We start from the raw sequence: 18,204 nt of genomic DNA on the forward strand, positions 1-18,204 counted from the left end.
CATGAACATATTGTCGTCCGATATAAAAGGAGTTGTTAACAATGACAAGAACATATGAGAAAGCCACATTCGCAGGAGGATGCTTTTGGTGCATGGTAAAACCTTTTGATGAACAGCCGGGGATCATCAAAGTTACATCTGGGTATACCGGTGGTGATATCGTGAACCCTTCGTATGAACAAGTAAAAACGGGTGAAACAGGGCATTATGAAGCAGTAGAGATCACATTTGATCCCCAACTTTTTCCGTACGAAAAATTGCTTTCACTATATTGGCCTCAAATTGATCCCACTGATGCAGACGGCCAATTTTTTGATCGTGGCCCCCAATATAGAACAGCTATTTTTTATCATACGGAAGCACAAAAAAAGCAAGCTGAGAAATCGCGGCTTGAAGTTGTGGAAAGTGGTCGCTTTTCAAAGCCAATCGTGACAAAAATCTTACAAGCGGCTCCTTTTTATGAAGCGGAAGAAGAACATCAAACATTTTATAAAAAAAATCCTGTGAAATATAAGCAAGAACAAGAAGAATCAGGTCGTAAAGCATTTATAGAGACCAACTGGACGTAGAAAAAAGGATGAAAATAAAAAATGTCTCATCTATATGTTTTATGACGCCTTAAATGGTGAAGCTAATCATTTAATGAAAGGAAGATATATCATGAAACCTTTGAAAGGTATCCACCATATTTCAGCCATTACAGCTAATGCAAAAGAAAATCTTCGTTTTTATACTGAAATTATCGGGATGAGGCTCGTAAAGAAGACAGTCAATCAAGATGACACAAGCATGTATCATTTATTTTATGCAGATAAACATGGGAATCCAGGAACAGATCTAACATTTTTTGAAATACCGAACGCCGGGAGAACTTACCCAGGAACTCAAAGTATTAGCGAAACATCACTAAGAGTTGCGAATGATGAAGCTTTAAATTATTGGCTAAAACGACTAGCTAAATACGGTGTTTCACACGATAATGTACAAGAAGTCTTCAATCGGAAAGTACTAAAGTTTCGTGATTTTGAAGGCCAGCGTCTTCAATTTGTTTCCGATGAAACTAACGAGGGTGTGGCAGGTGGCGAGCCATGGCCTGATAGTCCAGTACCCGTACATCAGGGAGTTATTGGATTAGGCCCAGTAGAACTAACAGTGCCTCGGCCAGAAAAAACACACCGTGTTTTAACAGAGGTGATGGGGTTTAGAGAGGTAGGGACCTATGAAAATAATGTTGATAAAAAAATAACTGTTTTTGCTACTGGTGAAGGGGGAACGGGCGCTGAAGTGCATGTGAAAGCTAGCCATAATGCCCCTAGAGAACGTCCCGGTCGTGGTAGTGTGCATCACGTTGCTTTCCGTGTAGAATCTGAGGAGGAGTTACATAAATGGGTAGACTATATTAGTTCTCTCGGGATGACGAACTCGGGCTTTGTAGAACGATATTATTTCAAATCATTGTATTTTAGAGAAAGCAATGGGATTCTTTTTGAGCTTGCTACAGACGGCCCGGGATTTGAAACTGATGAGACATTGGAAAACCTTGGTCAATCCTTAGCCTTACCACCTTATCTTGAAAACAAAAGAGAAGAAATTGAATCAACAATAAAACCACTTTAAATTCTATCAACTTGTATAAGGAAGAGATAAACGCTTGTATGAAAATGAGATAGATTACGAATATAGTACTTCTTTTAAGGGGGGAGTTATGGATATTTTATCGCTTCTTCTCATGTTTTTATTCATTTTTAACATTTTATTCGCGAGCATTATAATATTTATCGAACGTAAAGATGCTTCTACCACATGGGCATGGTTGATGATTCTCTTTTTTATCCCATTTATTGGATTCGTCGTTTATTTATTTCTAGGGCAGAATTTGACGAGACGACGATTATTTGATTGGGAAGGGATTCGTAAAGTTGGGATTACTGATATCATCTCTAAACAAATAGCGCAAATTAGAAATCCCGCTTTTTCATTCCACGACGAAAATGTTGATCCTTATCGTGACCTTATTTATATGCATCTTATAAACAACGATGCTATTTTAACGAAAGATAATGAAATCTCCATTTTTACGGACGGTCAGGAAAAATTTGATCAACTATTTCGCGATATTCAACAAGCGAAGGATCATATTCATATTCAATATTATATTTTTAGATATGATGATCTTGGAAAGAAATTAATAGAAGAACTGACTAAAAAAGCAGAAGAAGGGGTTAAAGTTAGAGTTTTATACGATGAACTTGGTTCGCGAAAACTACGATTAAAAAACTTTAACTCATTAATAAAAGCAGGCGGTGAAGTAGGGGTTTTCTTCCCTTCAAAATTCCCTTTAATAAATATCCGTTTAAACTATCGAAACCATCGTAAAATAACGATAATAGATGGTCAAATTGGTTATGTTGGTGGTTTTAATGTAGGAAATGAATATCTAGGTAAGAAGAAAAAATTCGGTTATTGGCGCGATACTCATTTGAGAATATCTGGGAATGCAGTTGATCCGATGCAGACTCGCTTCATTTTAGATTGGAATCAAGCTTCAAAACACTTTACGATTAATTATGAGACACGTTACTTTCCCATGAAGAAAAATGGTGGAAATGCAACTATACAAATCGTCTCCAGTGGACCAGATTCAGAATGGGAACAAATTAAAAATGGCTACATGAAAATGATCATGGATGCAAATGAATCCATCTATATTCAAACACCGTATTTTATTCCAGATCAAAGTCTACTGGATGCTTTAACGGTAGCTTCCCTCTCTGGTAAAGATGTGAGGATCATGATTCCTAATAAACCTGATCACCCATTTATTTATTGGGCGACACTTTCTCATATTGGGAAGTTACTGAGGTCAGGGGCAAGCGTTTATATTTACGAGAATGGGTTTATTCATGCTAAAGCTCTCGTTATCGACCGCAAAATGTGCTCTGTTGGAACTGCTAATATAGATATGAGAAGTTTTAAACTGAATTTTGAAGTAAATGCGTTTATATATGATCAGCAAACAGCTGAAATGATCGCACAATCGTTTGAACAGGACATGCAAAATTCAACACGATTAACTGAAGAACTTTATCAAAAACGTCCGCGTTGGATTCGCTTCAAAGAGTCTATTTCGCGACTGCTGTCACCGATTTTATAATCAAATAGTAATACTATTCTTTAGACTGCTGAGGGGCTATCTCGGTAGTCTTTTTTGTATTCTTTTCTAAAATGTTTTGATTGTAGGTTCGTTTTATTAAATACATCTCTTTTATACATATTACGAAGCCTCTATAACAGTATTTATAAGCACAATTAATAAAATATCGTATAAAAATTAATTTATCTACATAAAAATGTTGCATATATATGTATGAGTGAGTATAATAATTAATTAATTCACCATAGTTCGGAAAGGACGCTGATTGCTTTGAAACAGGTTGCTATTGTTGGAGGGACCGGGTACGGAGCCATAGAGCTCATAAGGCTTCTTCAAGGTCATTCAAAACTCCAGATTACAAAAATAATTTCTCATTCTCAGGAAGGACAAAGATTAGAAGAAACATATCCACATCTCAAATCCTTTGTACCGACCCCTATGGAAGAGTTAAATATTCATGCACTGGATCAAGAAGTAGATATTGTGTTTTTTGCTACGCCACCTGGTGTTAGTAAACAATACATCCCTCATTTACAATCTGTGCAATGCATAGATTTGTCCGGTGATTTGAGGTTAGATTCTCCAGAGACATACAAAATGTGGTATGGACAAGAGGGAGCACCAAAAAGCCTATTAGATGAAGCTGTATATGGGTTAAGTGAGATTTACAGTGAGAAACTATCGACTGCTCGTATTTGTTCTAATCCTGGATGTTTTCCTACAGCTAGCTTACTAGGTTTGATGCCAGCTGTTCATCACGACTTAATTGATTTGTCATCTATTGTTATTGACGGGAAAACGGGTGTCTCGGGGGCGGGGCGTAAACAATCTGCGATGACACATTTTTCAGAAACTAATGAAAATGTAAAACCTTATAAGGTAGGCAAACATCAACATATCCCTGAAATTGAACAATATTTAACGAGAGAAGCTGATCAACAAGCCTATATTAATATGACAACTCATTTAATCCCAATGACACGTGGGCTAATGTGTACGATATATACACATTTAAAAAGTAGTGTTGAGCCCTCATATATTCATGAACTGTATTCAAATTTTTATCAAAATCACCCTTTTGTAAGAGTCAGGCCGCAAGATCATTTTCCAGCCACAAAAGAAGTCGCGGGGAGTAACTTTTGTGATATCGGCGTCCATATAAATGAACGGACTGGACAGCTTACGATTGCTTCTGCAATTGATAATCTCGTTAAAGGGGCAGCAGGTCAAGCGATCCAAAATGCAAATATAATGAATGGCTGGAATGTAGAGGAAGGATTACAGCTGATCCCTATGTTTCCATAAGCGAAAGGAGAAAATAACATGTTGGTGAAAACTAAGAAGCACCATATTGACATAATTGAGAATGGCAATGTAACAAGTCCGAAAGGTTTTTCTGCAGGAGGTGTCCACACAGGCATTAGGAAAGCTAAGCTCGATTTTGGTTGGCTTCATTCTGATGTTCCCGCAACAGCAGCAGGTGTCTATACAGTGAATGCTTTTCAAGCACCACCACTGAAAGTAACGCAGCAAAGTCTTAGTGTCGATCACGCTTTGCAAACAATTGTTGTTAATTCAGGTATTGCCAATGCCTGTACAGGAGAACAAGGCATGGAAGATGCTCTTCAAACACGTAAATGGGTTTCTGAAAAGATGCGAGTCAATGAACACCATGTGGCTGTCGCTTCCACAGGCTTAATTGGCGTCACACTCCCAATGGAAAAAATCGAAGCGGGAGTGGAGGCTATGACCCACAAGGATAACATGTCAAGTGATCGCTTTGAGCAGGCAATCTTAACAACAGATACCGTCACAAAGAAAATTGCTATTAAATTAAAGATTGATGGGAAAGAGATTACGATCGGTGGGGCGGCAAAAGGGTCTGGGATGATTCACCCTAATATGGCCACGATGCTCGCTTATATAACGACAGATGCGAACGTTGAGGCCGAAAGTTTGCAGAAAGCGCTCCGCATCGTAACAGATCATACGTTTAATATGATTACTGTGGACGGCGATAGCAGTACAAATGATACGGTACTAGTACTGGCAAATGGCTTACAAAACAATCATCCTTTAGAAGAAAACCACCCACAATGGCGTTTGTTCGTAGAAGCTTTGCAATTTGTAAGTCAAGAATTGGCTAAACAAATTGCAAGAGATGGGGAAGGCGCTACTAAGCTCATACAGGTTAATGTTAAAGGAGCGCCTACGATTGAAACAGCTAGACACGTCGGTAAGGCTGTTATTTCATCTAATCTTGTTAAGTCCGCTGTTTATGGGGCAGACCCAAACTGGGGGAGAGTAGTATGTGCTGTAGGTTACAGCAACCAGCCAGTTCATCCAGATAAAGTGGATGTTGCATTAGGCGATATTCACGTTGTTAAAGGCGGCTTACCGTTACTTTTTAGTGAAGAAGAAGCAAAAGCCTACTTATCGAATGATGATGTCCACATCACAATTAATTTGAATGATGGAAAAGAATCGTGTGCTGCGTGGGGTTGTGATCTTACGTATGACTACGTCAAAATAAATGCCTCGTATCGAACGTAAGGAGAGAGCGATGAAACACTTAATCTGTAAAATTGGCGGTAGTATCATTCAAAGGTTACCTGATTCATTTTATCGTACTTTCATAGCTTTAAAAGAAGCCGGGTGGCAGCCGATTATCGTTCACGGTGGTGGACCGGAAATTAATGAAGCTTTAGATAAATGGCAGGTTGATACCCAATTTGTTGATGGCTTAAGGGTCACGACACCAGAGGTTCTGCAAGTGGCTGAAACAATCCTAAGCGGAAGCATCAATAAAGTGATCGTTGGAAAATTACTATCAGCAGGTGTACCAGGCATTGGTATTAGTGGCGTGGACGGACAAATACTTAAGGCCTCCCCAATACACAACGATGGAAAGCTTGGGTTCGTCGGTAAAGTAGATAAGGTCAATACCGCTTGGTTAAACGTGATTATGAACGAAGGCGGTATTCCAGTTCTTTCTCCAATCGGTATTGATGACAAAGGGCAAAAATATAACATTAATGCCGATATGGCAGCAGCAGCAGTTGCAAAGACTTTCAAAGGAAATCTTGCTTTTATCAGCGACATACCTGGCGTCATGCAAACAAAAAAATCACAACAGATTATTCATGATAAATTAACGGAACGTCAAATACATTCTCTTATTGATGAAGGGGTTATATATGGCGGAATGATACCGAAAGTGACGGCTGCTATAAATGCATTAAACGAAGGAGTTCATAATCCTGTTATATTAAATGGCTATGAGCCGGAAGAATTACTCCGTTACGTAAAGGGCCAATCGGCAGGTACACAAATCATCAGAGAGAAGGAGGTTTATCATGCCTGATACAACGTCAATGAAAAAACTATCAGCAGTCATGTCTACATATAGTCGTTTTCCCATTACAGTTACAAAGGGCAAAGGAAGTTACATGTGGGACGATGTTGGTGAAAAATATCTTGATTATACCTCAGGAATCGCTACGTGTAATTTAGGTCATTGTCCGGACTCAGTTCAACTAGCATTACATGAGCAAGTAGACCAGCTTTGGCACAGCTCAAATCTTTATCATATCCCGCAACAAACACAGTTAGCAGAAAAGTTGACGGCTGTTAGTTGTTTTGATCAAGCGTTCTTTTGTAATAGTGGTGCTGAAGCAAATGAAGCGGCGATAAAATTAGCTAAAAAATATGCACATGATCACCAGCTGACACATAAAAATCAAATCGTTTCGTTTACTTCTTCTTTCCATGGAAGAACAGGTACGACGATGGCAGCTACTGCACAATCCAAAATTCATCAAGGCTTCGCTCCCTTGACGCCCGGTTTTCATTATTGTGAATTTAATGACCAAGAAGCGATAGAGGGGATCGATTATGATACGACAATAGCCGTGATTTTGGAACTTATTCAAGGAGAAGGTGGTGTACGCCAAGCTAATAAAGAATGGGTACAAACACTCGTCTCAAAATGTAAACAACATAATGTCCTCGTTATTATCGATGAAATTCAGACTGGCATGGGACGAACAGGGGCCATGTTCGCATATGAGCACTATGACATTGAGCCTGATATTATCACGCTTGCTAAAGGGCTTGGCTCAGGGATTCCTGTTGGAGCGATGCTTGCAAAACAACATGTCTCCCAATCTTTCCAGCCGGGCACTCACGGAAGTACGTTTGGAGGTAATCCTTTAGCGATGACAGCTGGCATTGCCACACTTAATACGTTGACAACGGATCATATCTTAGCCAATGTCGTGCAATTAAGCTCGATCCTATTTAAGGAACTTGAAAAAATGAAAAAAAGTATAGATCAAATAGAGGAAGTCCGCGGTCTAGGTTTCCTTATAGGTATTCAATTTTCTCACGAGGTTTCACCCCTCGTTAAAAAATTGCGCGATAAAAATATACTATGTCTTATAGCGGGCCCGAAGGTTTTAAGAATTCTTCCGCCACTTAACACAACGGAAGTAGAAATAAACGTGTTTGTAACTGCATTAAAAAACATTTTGACAGATCAGGAGGATGCATCATGAGTAAAGGCTATCTCATCCTTGAAACAGGAGAAACATTTGAAGGTGATTGGATTGGATCTAAACACGAAATGGCAGGAGAAGTCGTTTTTAACACGAGTATGACTGGTTACCAAGAAATGATGACTGATCCATCCTATGCAGGACAAATATTGACATTTTGCTATCCGATTATCGGTAATTATGGTGTGAACGATGAGGATGATGAAAGCTTTCGGGTATCCGTGTCAGCAGTGATTATAAACGACTTATGCGAAGAGCCAAGTCACTACCAAGCCACAGCAACATTATCTGAACAACTAGAAGGTATAGGCATTCCAGGTCTTAAAAATGTTGATACAAGATCTCTTGTAGCTACTATAAGAAAACACCATACTGTACGAGGCAAACTCGTTAAAAGTGTTGATCATCATAGTCAACGCCATTCGTGGGGGATAGAAGCTGACGGACAGTTAGTTAAACATGTGGCGGTTAAAGACGTGATCAAATATGACAACGATGGGCCACACGTCGTGCTGTTAGATTTTGGCTATAAAAAATCCATATTAAATGCACTACTTAACGAAAAGTGTCAAGTGACAGTAGTGCCTTACGATACACCTCTTGAACAAATAAACAGCTTACAGCCTGATGGGATCCTTATAAGTAACGGACCTGGTGATCCAATGGAAATGAAAGATTATTTTCCAAAAATAAAATCATTGACTAAAAAATATCCAACACTCGGGATTTGCTTAGGTCATCAGCTGATTGCACTTGCTTATGGAGGGAAAACGTCCAAAATGCCGTTTGGTCATCGTGGAGCCAATCATCCTGTCAAAGACGTATTGACAGGAAAAGTAAAAATGACGTCACAAAATCACGGCTACGAGGTGGAAGAAGCGAGCATTGATAGTCATGAATTTCAAATCCTTTTCAGAAATGTGAATGATGGTTCGTTAGAAGGCATGAAGCATCACACATTACCTATCCAATCTGTCCAATTTCATCCTGAAGCACATCCAGGACCTAGTGATACAGAATACATCTTTAGTGAATTTATTAAACAAGTGGTAACTTCAGGAGGGAAGTCGTATGTGGAAGTCTGATGGATTAACGAAAGTGCTTGTCATCGGATCAGGACCTATAGTGATAGGACAGGCAGCTGAGTTTGATTACGCTGGTACACAGGCATGTTTAGCATTAAAAGAGGAGAATATTGAGGTCGTACTCGTTAACAATAACCCGGCAACGATCATGACTGATGATGCCATCGCAGATAAAGTATATATGGAGCCACTAACCGTCGAAACGATCGAGAAAATTATCGTGAAAGAAAAACCTGACGGGATAATCGGTAGCCTTGGTGGCCAAACAGGCTTAAATTTAACAGTGCAACTCTTTGAACAAGGTATACTTGATAAACATGAGGTAAAGATTCTCGGAACGTCGGTAGCGTCTATCCAGAAAGGTGAGGATAGAGAACTTTTCCGTCAGCTTATGAAGGATATTGGTGAACCTGTTCCTGACTCTCATATCGTTGAAACAATGGAAGAAGGACTGGCGTTCATTAAGGAGATTGGTTTTCCGGTTATTTTGCGACCAGCATACACCCTCGGCGGTGGCGGTGGTGGCTTTGCTTATGATGAGGAAGAATTCCGCAATATTTTATATCAAGGTTTGAAACAAAGTCCTATTCATCAAGTACTTGTTGAGAAAAGTATTAAAGGCTGGAAAGAGCTTGAATATGAAGTGATGCGAGATGCTAATGATACATGTATTATCGTCTGTAACATGGAAAATATGGACGCAGTTGGCGTTCATACAGGTGACTCTATCGTCGTAGCACCTTCACAAACGTTATCAGATGTGCAATATCAAATGCTTCGATCAGCTTCGTTAAAAGTCATTAGAGCTTTAGATGTTGTTGGTGGTTGCAATATTCAATTTGCGCTAAATCCTGAGTCTAATGAATACGCCATTATTGAAGTGAATCCACGAGTCAGTCGTTCGTCTGCTTTAGCTTCTAAAGCAACCGGTTATCCTATCGCTCGAATGGCTGCGAAGTGTGCAATAGGTTATTCTCTCGATGAACTTAAAAATCCAATTACAGGTAATACTTATGCATCCTTTGAGCCTGCTTTGGATTACGTGGTTGTTAAATTACCTCGTTTTCCTTTTGATAAGTTTTCAGAAGCTGACAGAACGCTAGGCACACAAATGAAAGCAACAGGAGAAGTAATGGCAATTGACCGGACGTTTGAGGGGGCTTTAAACAAAGCGATTCGTTCCCTTGAAATGAATGTTCATAGCCTGGCATGGCCGTCAATGGCGAAAAAATCAGACGAGGCATTAACTTCGTTGCTCAAGAATCCAAACGATTTACGTTTATTTGCTATCGGTGAAGCCTTTAATCGTGGGTGGTCCATTGATCATCTTATAGCATTGACGGAGATAGATTTTTGGTTTTTACGTAAAATAGAACGTATTTTACTTTGTGAAAATGAATTAAAAGATTGGCCGTGGCCAAAAGTGAATCAAGAGGTGTTGTTACAAGCAAAGCGTATGAATATTAGTGATGAAAGGATCGCAAAACTGATAGGGACCGACTTAACGAGTCTTAGGAATGAATATAAACGATTAAATATTAAGCCTGCGTATAAGCTAGTTGATACGTGCGCTGGAGAATTCGATGCTGTGACCCCGTATTATTATTCAACATGGCATGGGAGTGATGAGGTTCCTGTATCATCGGCTAACAAAAAAATATTAGTACTTGGTTCAGGCCCCATTCGTATTGGTCAAGGCGTGGAGTTTGACTATTGCTCGGTCCATGCTGCACTAGCTCTCAAAAAAATCGGTTATGAAGCGATTGTCATGAATAACAATCCAGAAACTGTTAGTACGGATTACTCAGTAGCAGACCGCCTTTATTTCGAACCACTGGCTTTAGAAGATGTGTTGGCAGTCGTAGAGAAAGAAAATGTTGAGGGTGTTTTAATTCAGTTTGGTGGTCAGACGGCTATTAATTTAGCAGATGGTTTAAAAGAAGCAGGCGTTCATATTTTTGGAACGAAGCCTGAACATATTGATGAACTAGAAGACAGAGAAGCTTTCTATCACGTTTTGAACAAACTAAATATTCCTCATATCGCTGGTAATATCGCCCATGCCCCAGGAGAACTGCTAACGTCAGCAGAGTCCTTAGGGTATCCTGTCTTGATCCGTCCATCATATGTGATAGGTGGTCAATCAATGTTTATCTGTTATAACGAGAAAGAGTTAGCTCAGTATGCGAGTCGTATTCAAGAGGAAACAAATGATCGATGCTGGCCATTGTTAATTGATCAGTATATACCGGGTCTTGAATGCGAAGCGGACGTCATATCAGATGGAAACACAGTTATCGTACCAGGCATTTTTGAACATTTAGAAAAGGCAGGCGTTCATTCTGGGGATAGTATGACTGTTTTTCCACCTGTTACATTAACTGACACTCATAAACAAGGCATTGTGCGAATTGCTGAGAAGATTGCTTCAGCCGCTCCTGTAGTGGGAATTATGAATATTCAATACGTGATTCACGATGACACGATTTATGTTCTTGAAGTTAATCCAAGGTCATCGCGAACGGTACCGATTATGAGTAAAGTAACAGGCGTACCAATGGTAGAGTGGGCTGTAAGAGCACAATTAGGCTTTAACTTGACTGAAATTACTGACGAAATTGGTTTATTGCAAGAACCTGCTTATTATACGGTGAAAGCACCTGTGTTTTCTGCTAGTAAGTTAAAAGGGGTAGACCATGTATTGGGACCTGAAATGAAGTCTACGGGCGAAATTATCGGGTTAGGGCTATCAAAGAATGAAGCGTTAAAAAAGGTCGCATCATTTACTGATTTTTCACAGGAAAGTAATCACGACGAGCCACTACAAGCCTTCGTGTCTGTATCCGATCGTATGAAAACACTGAGCTTGCCAATTATTAAACGATTAAATGATATGGGGATAAATATAACAGCTACCCAAGGAACTGCTCAATTTTTAAAGAGTAAAGGAATTAAGACGACTGCCATGATGAAAAATAAAGCACAGCTTTTGGCACATTGGAAAGAGTCTGCACCACACGTCGTGTTAAACATTCCTAACCAGGGGCGTGAAAAAGAAAAAATCGGCTTTTATATTAGAGAATTATCTGTTAAATATCAAACACCGTATTTTACAAGTATTGAGACACTAGCATCTATTATTAGCTGGATGTCTGAAGGTACGATGTCCGAAGAAGTTAGAGCCTTACAAGAGCTTGTACATCCACAACCTACCAAAACAGAGGTGAAGGTATAATGACAATGGAAAGTATTCAGAAAAATAAAGACACTGATTGGACACTTCAAGCGAAACATCTTTTAAAAATAGCTGACTTATCTAGTCATGAAATAATCAATTTAATTGAGGAAGCAGCCTTGCTCAAGCAACAGTTGAAGGCGGGAGTTCCTCACCCTCATCTACAAGGGAAAACATTAGGCATGATTTTTGAAAAGTCCTCAACACGAACGCGAGTGTCATTTGAAGTAGGAATGATGCAATTAGGAGGGCATGCTCTATTTTTAAGCTCAAAAGATATTCAGCTTGGCCGTGGAGAAACGGTCTCTGATACTGCCAAAGTACTTTCTCGCTATGTTGATGGTTTAATGATACGAACTTTTTCACATGAGACAATTGAGGAATTTGCCCATTATGCCACCGTTCCTGTTATTAATGGATTAACAGACCCTCATCATCCAACGCAAGTACTTGCTGATTTACTTACAATATATGAGCAAAAAGGGTGTCTTAAAGGTCTTAAGCTCTGTTATGTGGGGGATGGGAACAACAACATGACGCACTCATTATTGGAAGGAGCAGCCTTGACAGGCATGTCTATGACCGTAGCGAGCCCTTCTCAATATGAACCGAACCAAGGTATATTAAAAAATGCGCAACTTCTTGCTGAGAAAAATGGGGCAACGATTTCATTTACTCATGACCCAGTAGAAGCAGCCCAACAGGCAGATGTCCTCGTGACGGATGTATGGACGAGTATGGGGATGGAAGCAGAAGAATCGGAGAGAATGAAACACTTCCAACCTTATCAAGTGAATAACGAATTAGCGGCCCATGCGAAAAAAGATTATATCTTTCTCCACTGTTTGCCAGCCCACCGTGGCGAAGAAGTAACAGCAGATATAATCGATGGACCTCATTCCGTCGTATTTGATGAAGCGGAAAATCGATTACATGCTCAAAAAGCCTTGTTAAAAAAAATAATGAAAAAATGAATTTTTTTGTAGACATATGCATGAATATACGTTAGGATAGATAAAAATACCACTTCTGAGGAGAGATCTACAATGAGTAAAGGAAAAGTCGTTTTGGCTTATTCAGGAGGACTTGATACCTCCGTTTCTATTAAATGGTTGCAAGAACAATACGATTACGATGTTATCGCACTTGGTTTAGAAATAGGTGAAGGTAAAGATCTTGAAGCTCTTAAAGAAAAAGCATTGAGTGTTGGGGCAGATAAAGCGGTTATCATTGATGCAAAAGAATTGTTAGCAGAAGAATATTTGCTTCCTGCATTAAAATCTAATTGCTTATACGAAGGCAAATATCCGTTGTCGTCAGCTCTTTCACGTCCCTTAATTTCAAAACTGTTAGTTGAAGTAGCTGAACAAGAAGGAGCAGTTGCGGTTGCTCATGGATGTACTGGTAAAGGGAACGACCAAGTTCGTTTTGAAGTATCGATTCAAGCATTAAATCCAGATCTTGAAGTTATTGCGCCAGTACGAGAGTGGGGAATGAATCGAGACGAGGAAATTGCATATGCTAAAGAAAAGAATATCCCTGTTCCTGTAAATTTAGAGAAACCTTACTCTATTGATGCCAATATTTGGGGTAGAGCTTGTGAAGCAGGTGTCTTAGAAGATACGTGGAAAGAAGCACCAGAGGAAGCGTTTGACTGGACGGCATCAATTGCAGACGCTCCTGATACGCCTGAATATGTAGAGATTGAATTCAAAGAAGGTAAGCCTGTGGCACTGGACGGTCAGGCATTACCATTAGTCACAATCATCCAGCAGTTAAATGAGCTCGGTGGTAAGCATGGTATTGGTCGTATTGATCATATTGAGAACAGACTGGTCGGCATTAAAGCCCGTGAAGTGTATGAAAATCCAGGCGCACTAATCTTAATTAATGCTCATAAAGAAATGGAATTTTTAACATTACCAAAAGAAGTAACGCAATACAAAACACAGATCGATCAAAAAATGACACAGCTCGTCTATGATGGCTTATGGTATTCTCCTTTAAGAACAGCACTTGAAAGCTTTATTAATGAGACACAGAAAAACGTGAACGGTAAAGTAAAAGTGAAGCTTTGGAAGGGGACACATATGGTAGTGGCGCGTGACTCTGAAAACAGCTTATACAATGAAGAGCTTGCCACATATTCAAAAGGTGATGCGTTCGATCATAACGCTGCCGTCGGCTTCATTAAACTTTGGGGTCTTTCCACAAAAACGTATTCGCAAGTAAATAATAAAAAGCCTGAACTTGTGAAAGCTGAGAAATAGTTTGAAACTGAAAAGCAACTAAGAACTCACCGCAGGTCTCTGGACTTTAACAGTAGCCTGCGGTGATGTATGCTTTTATTTAAGGGCAGTAAAAAAACCACCTCAAAACTTAAGAAGATCGAAAAGTTTAGGTGGGGGATAAACTGCTCCTAAAGGTCCGATAAGTTAAACTAACAATCAGTGGGGAGGAATGATAACTCCCACTGATTGAAGCTTAGCTTTATTAATGAGTCATAGTTATAAGGAGGCGTTTTCTATGTCCAAATTATGGGGCGGAAGATTTACGAAAGAAACGAACAAACTTGTAGAAGAACAAACTGCTTCTATTCATTTTGATAAAAAATTGGCAGATGAAGATATAGAAGGAAGTATTGCCCATGTTCATATGCTAGCATCCACAGGGATTATTTCGGAAGATGAAGGGGAGAAAATTGAAAATGGGTTGAAAGCAGTTCATGAAAAAATTAAAAAAGGTGAACTGACGTATTCAGTGGCCAACGAAGATATACATATGAATATTGAAAAGTTCCTCATTGATGAAATCGGCCCACTGGGTGGAAAACTGCATACTGGACGAAGTCGGAATGATCAAGTGGCCACTGATATGCATCTATATTTAAAAAAACATACAGAGACTATTATCAGTCTTGTAAAAGATGTCCAACAAGCAGTCATTAATCAAGCTACAGACCACGTGGATACGATTTTACCAGGTTATACCCATTTACAGCGGGCCCAACCGGTCTCTTTTGCCCATCATTTGCTCGCTTATTTTTGGATGCTTCAACGTGATAAAGAACGTCTCATTGATAGCTTAAAACGAGTAAACGGGTCACCATTAGGAGCAGGGGCACTTGCAGGGACAACGTTTCCATTGGACAGACAGCAAGTTGCTAATGAATTAGGGTTTGATTATGTTTACCCAAACAGTATGGATGCAGTTAGTGATAGAGATTTTATTTTAGAATTTATGTCTGCTGCCTCGATCTTAATGATGCATATTTCCCGTTTATCAGAAGAACTCGTTATTTGGAGCAGCCAAGAATTTCAATTTATCGAACTGGATGATTCGTTTTGCACAGGTTCAAGCATTATGCCACAAAAGAAAAACCCAGATGTGCCAGAACTTCTACGAGCTAAAACAGGGCGAGTTTACGGAAATCTCATGGGTCTTTTAACTGTTTTAAAAGGACTTCCACTCGCATACAACAAAGACATGCAGGAAGACAAAGAAGGTATGTTTGATACTGTTGAAACATTAGAGGGGTCCTTAGGTATGCTTGCTCCAATGATTGATACGATGGTCGTCAAAGCAGGTAACATGAAAAAAGCAGTCTCTGAAGATTATTCTAATGCAACAGATATTGCTGACTACCTTGTTAAAAAAGGATTGCCATTTAGGCAAGCGCATGAAGTGATTGGAAAAATAGTATTATATGGTATTGATCATAACAAATACTTGCTTGACTTGACCCTCGAAGAATACTATCAATTTAGTGAATTGTTTGAGAAAGATATTTACGAGGTCCTTGCCCCTGAACAAGTAGTAGCAAGTCGGCGAAGCTATGGAGGCACCTCCCAAGACGAAGTAAGGAATCAATTAGATCTTGCCCGTCAAGCCCTTCAGTAAATTGTTATTTTCAGATGAGCGTCCGTAAAACTCCCGTCTCAAAATAGAGAGGAGAGCTAGCTCTATTTAGGCGGGAGATAATGTCCTGATTGAAGAGCGTCTTATGATTGCAACATTATTCAGAAAATAAGTCTTTTCAAATTCGCTAATTGTGTTAGAATAAAACACATTCACTGATTAAAGCGGGGAAGCAACGTGGTGTATTCCGTTCGTTATCTTTGGATAGAACACCCTCCACCTGATAGTCATGGACAACTTTAACGAAAGGTGTGTTGAATGTGATCGAAGCGAAAGTAGATATTGTTGAAGCAAAAGAAAAGAAGGCGAAACCAGATCCAGAGAATTTATCTTTCGGTAAAATCTTTACCGACCATATGTTCACAATGGAATACACAAGGGAAAAAGGCTGGTTTAACCCTAAAATTGAACCGTATGCACCGATTGAATTAGATCCTGCTGCGATGATTTTTCATTATAGTCAATCAGTTTTTGAAGGGTTAAAGGCTTATTTAGATCCTGAGGGGCATATTCAACTCTTCCGTCCACAGGAAAACTTTAAACGAATGAATCGATCAAATCAAAGATTAAGTATTCCTTTAATTAACGAAGAACTTGTTTTAGATTATTTAAAACAACTTTTAACATTAGAAAAAGACTGGATTCCATCAGCGGATGGGACGTCATTATACATAAGACCGTTTATTTTTGCTACGGAATCAAGCTTGTCTGTAGCGCCAGCTCATTCCTATAAATTTATTATAATCTTATCCCCTGTAGGTTCTTATTATCCAGAAGGGATTCATCCTGTGAGCATTCAAATCGAGCATGACTACACCCGTGCTGTTCGAGGAGGTACAGGGACTGCTAAAACAGGTGGCAACTATTCTGCTGGTTATATAGCTCAAGCGAAAGCAGCAGAGCAAGGGCATGCTCAAGTAATGTGGTTAGACGGCGTTGAAAAAGAGTATATTGAAGAAGTTGGTAGTATGAATGTTTTCTTTAAAATAAACGGGCAAGTGGTAACGCCTGAATTAAATGATAGTATTTTAGCCGGAGTCACTAGAAAATCGATTATCGAACTTTTACACGATTGGAATATTGACGTCGTTGAACGAAAAATTTCTGTATCTGAGATCCATGAAGCGTATAAAGAAGGAACGTTAGAGGAAGCATTTGGCGCTGGTACGGCTGCGGTCATCTCACCGATCGGTGAACTAAGTTGGGGCGAAGAGGTCATGATCATTAACGGCAGACAAACTGGTGACCTTACGAAATCCCTTTATACAACATTAACTGGGGTTCAAACGGGCAAACTGCCTGATCCTTATGGGTGGACAGTGAAAATAAAGGTTTAAAACAATCATGCATCTCCTGGCATTAGCGCTGGAGATGCATGATTTACTAATTAATAACACCATATTATCTATCATCTTTTAAAATAGCATACAGCAATAAGTTTCTAGGCTTACCTTTTACAATCATCGCTTGACGCATCGTTCCCTCATAGCGCATCCCGACCTTTTCCATGACACGTGCTGACCCCCGATTAGTGTCAAAACATTTGGCTTCAATCCGCATAAGGTCCATGGACTGAAAACCAAATTTCACAACAGCTTTCATAGCTTCTGTCATGATACCATCTCCCCAGTACTTACGGGATAGAGCATAGCCAATTTCCGCAACGCGATGTGCAGGTGTCCAAGTGACAAAATCTATCGTTCCAATTAATTTGTTTGTCTCTTTTAGCACGATGCCCCAAGGTGCTAACTCATTGTTTTCATATTTTATGAGTATGTGATCAATGAATGCTTTCGTCTCTTTCAATGAAGGATGGGTGTCCCATGTTACATATCGACTGACTTCCTCATCTGATGTATAATAAAACATATCCTCCGCATCCTCTTCCGTTATCTTTCTTAACTTAAGTCGATCAGTAGTTAAAGTAGGTAAATCTGTATAAATCTCTTTAATACTCACCATATGTTTTCCTCCTTTCTTAACACTGTGGTCTAATACTACCTAGAAATTTGATAGTGCTGTATAAATACGTGGTTCATACATAAATTTGCATTTATTATAACAACTATTCTGGCTATTGTGTGAGGAAATTAGTGATATTAATCGACAATTTAAACGTTCGTTTAAAAATTTAAGGGATGATGTCGACTAAAACTCAATAAATATAAATGAATCTTCAATCAGGACATTAGCGTCCGTAAACCTCCCGCTTCAAATTGCCCGGGAGGTTTACGGATGTTAACTGTGATAAATTAA

Annotated in this window: 14 protein-coding genes; 13 read left to right on the top strand and 1 reads right to left on the bottom strand. The window is 39.3% G+C overall.

Features of this window, described 5'->3' with window-relative positions; all coding sequences use genetic code 11:
* The first annotated feature begins 41 nt into the window (after positions 1-41).
* From msrA to BK581_RS02645, 13 genes are all read left to right on the top strand, one after another.
* Positions 42-569 (top strand): peptide-methionine (S)-S-oxide reductase MsrA, encoded by a 528-nt coding sequence (gene msrA, locus BK581_RS02585; RefSeq protein WP_078576691.1) that lies wholly within the window; start codon positions 42-44, stop codon positions 567-569.
* A gap of 91 nt (positions 570-660) precedes the next feature.
* Positions 661-1,617: a ring-cleaving dioxygenase gene (locus BK581_RS02590; protein WP_078579828.1), complete on the top strand. Its 957-nt coding sequence runs from the start codon at positions 661-663 to the stop codon at positions 1,615-1,617.
* Positions 1,618-1,705: 88 nt separating this feature from the next.
* Positions 1,706-3,154, top strand: coding sequence for a cardiolipin synthase (gene cls / locus BK581_RS02595; protein ID WP_078576692.1), 1,449 nt, complete (start codon positions 1,706-1,708; stop codon positions 3,152-3,154).
* A 270-nt stretch (positions 3,155-3,424) separates the two neighbouring features.
* Positions 3,425-4,459: an N-acetyl-gamma-glutamyl-phosphate reductase gene (gene argC, locus BK581_RS02600; protein ID WP_078576693.1), complete on the top strand. Its 1,035-nt coding sequence runs from the start codon at positions 3,425-3,427 to the stop codon at positions 4,457-4,459.
* Positions 4,460-4,480: 21 nt separating this feature from the next.
* Positions 4,481-5,707 (top strand): bifunctional glutamate N-acetyltransferase/amino-acid acetyltransferase ArgJ, encoded by a 1,227-nt coding sequence (gene argJ / locus BK581_RS02605; protein ID WP_407690344.1) that lies wholly within the window; start codon positions 4,481-4,483, stop codon positions 5,705-5,707.
* Between the two features lie 10 nt (positions 5,708-5,717).
* Entirely contained in the window at positions 5,718-6,518 is an 801-nt protein-coding gene (gene argB / locus BK581_RS02610) for an acetylglutamate kinase (RefSeq protein WP_078576695.1), read from the top strand.
* Positions 6,511-7,710, top strand: a complete 1,200-nt coding sequence (locus BK581_RS02615) for an acetylornithine transaminase (protein WP_078576696.1) — start codon at positions 6,511-6,513, stop codon at positions 7,708-7,710. The genes argB and BK581_RS02615 overlap by 8 nt, the downstream gene beginning before the upstream one ends.
* On the top strand, positions 7,707-8,795 hold the full coding sequence (locus tag BK581_RS02620; RefSeq protein ID WP_078576697.1) for a carbamoyl phosphate synthase small subunit: 1,089 nt from the start codon (positions 7,707-7,709) through the stop codon (positions 8,793-8,795). The genes BK581_RS02615 and BK581_RS02620 overlap by 4 nt, the downstream gene beginning before the upstream one ends.
* On the top strand, positions 8,782-12,030 hold the full coding sequence (gene carB, locus BK581_RS02625) for a carbamoyl-phosphate synthase (glutamine-hydrolyzing) large subunit (RefSeq protein ID WP_078576698.1): 3,249 nt from the start codon (positions 8,782-8,784) through the stop codon (positions 12,028-12,030). The genes BK581_RS02620 and carB overlap by 14 nt, the downstream gene beginning before the upstream one ends.
* Positions 12,031-12,035: 5 nt before the next feature.
* Positions 12,036-13,004 carry an ornithine carbamoyltransferase gene (gene argF / locus BK581_RS02630; protein ID WP_078579829.1) on the top strand — a complete coding sequence of 323 codons (969 nt, stop codon included), beginning with the start codon at positions 12,036-12,038 and terminating at the stop codon, positions 13,002-13,004.
* A gap of 72 nt (positions 13,005-13,076) precedes the next feature.
* Complete coding sequence (locus BK581_RS02635) at positions 13,077-14,300, top strand: argininosuccinate synthase (RefSeq protein ID WP_078576699.1); 1,224 nt, start codon at positions 13,077-13,079, stop codon at positions 14,298-14,300.
* Positions 14,301-14,556: 256 nt separating this feature from the next.
* A complete protein-coding gene (gene argH, locus BK581_RS02640; protein ID WP_078576700.1) occupies positions 14,557-15,930 on the top strand; it encodes an argininosuccinate lyase in 1,374 nt (457 codons plus the stop codon).
* A 278-nt stretch (positions 15,931-16,208) separates the two neighbouring features.
* Positions 16,209-17,285 (top strand): branched-chain amino acid aminotransferase, encoded by a 1,077-nt coding sequence (locus BK581_RS02645; protein WP_078576701.1) that lies wholly within the window; start codon positions 16,209-16,211, stop codon positions 17,283-17,285.
* Between the two features lie 64 nt (positions 17,286-17,349).
* Here BK581_RS02645 and BK581_RS02650 read toward each other — a convergent pair whose 3' ends face one another.
* A complete protein-coding gene (locus BK581_RS02650) occupies positions 17,350-17,910 on the bottom strand; it encodes a GNAT family N-acetyltransferase (protein ID WP_078576702.1) in 561 nt (186 codons plus the stop codon).
* Positions 17,911-18,204: the final 294 nt, after the last annotated feature.

Origin of the sequence: Salipaludibacillus agaradhaerens (genome assembly GCF_002019735.1) — a bacterium.
GTDB lineage: Bacteria > Bacillota > Bacilli > Bacillales > Salisediminibacteriaceae > Salipaludibacillus > Salipaludibacillus agaradhaerens.

Excerpts from the sequence above, each read along its gene's own strand:
- argB (WP_078576695.1), top strand. The coding sequence starts at position 5,718 with ATGAAACACTTAATCTGTAAAATTGGCGGTAGTATCATTCAAAGGTTA.
- argH (WP_078576700.1), top strand. The coding sequence starts at position 14,557 with ATGTCCAAATTATGGGGCGGAAGATTTACGAAAGAAACGAACAAACTT.
- BK581_RS02590 (WP_078579828.1), top strand. The coding sequence starts at position 661 with ATGAAACCTTTGAAAGGTATCCACCATATTTCAGCCATTACAGCTAAT.
- BK581_RS02650 (WP_078576702.1), bottom strand. The coding sequence starts at position 17,910 with ATGGTGAGTATTAAAGAGATTTATACAGATTTACCTACTTTAACTACT.
- cls (WP_078576692.1), top strand. The coding sequence starts at position 1,706 with ATGGATATTTTATCGCTTCTTCTCATGTTTTTATTCATTTTTAACATT.
- argF (WP_078579829.1), top strand. The coding sequence starts at position 12,036 with ATGGAAAGTATTCAGAAAAATAAAGACACTGATTGGACACTTCAAGCG.
- carB (WP_078576698.1), top strand. The coding sequence starts at position 8,782 with ATGTGGAAGTCTGATGGATTAACGAAAGTGCTTGTCATCGGATCAGGA.
- msrA (WP_078576691.1), top strand. The coding sequence starts at position 42 with ATGACAAGAACATATGAGAAAGCCACATTCGCAGGAGGATGCTTTTGG.
- BK581_RS02615 (WP_078576696.1), top strand. The coding sequence starts at position 6,511 with ATGCCTGATACAACGTCAATGAAAAAACTATCAGCAGTCATGTCTACA.
- BK581_RS02635 (WP_078576699.1), top strand. The coding sequence starts at position 13,077 with ATGAGTAAAGGAAAAGTCGTTTTGGCTTATTCAGGAGGACTTGATACC.
- BK581_RS02620 (WP_078576697.1), top strand. The coding sequence starts at position 7,707 with ATGAGTAAAGGCTATCTCATCCTTGAAACAGGAGAAACATTTGAAGGT.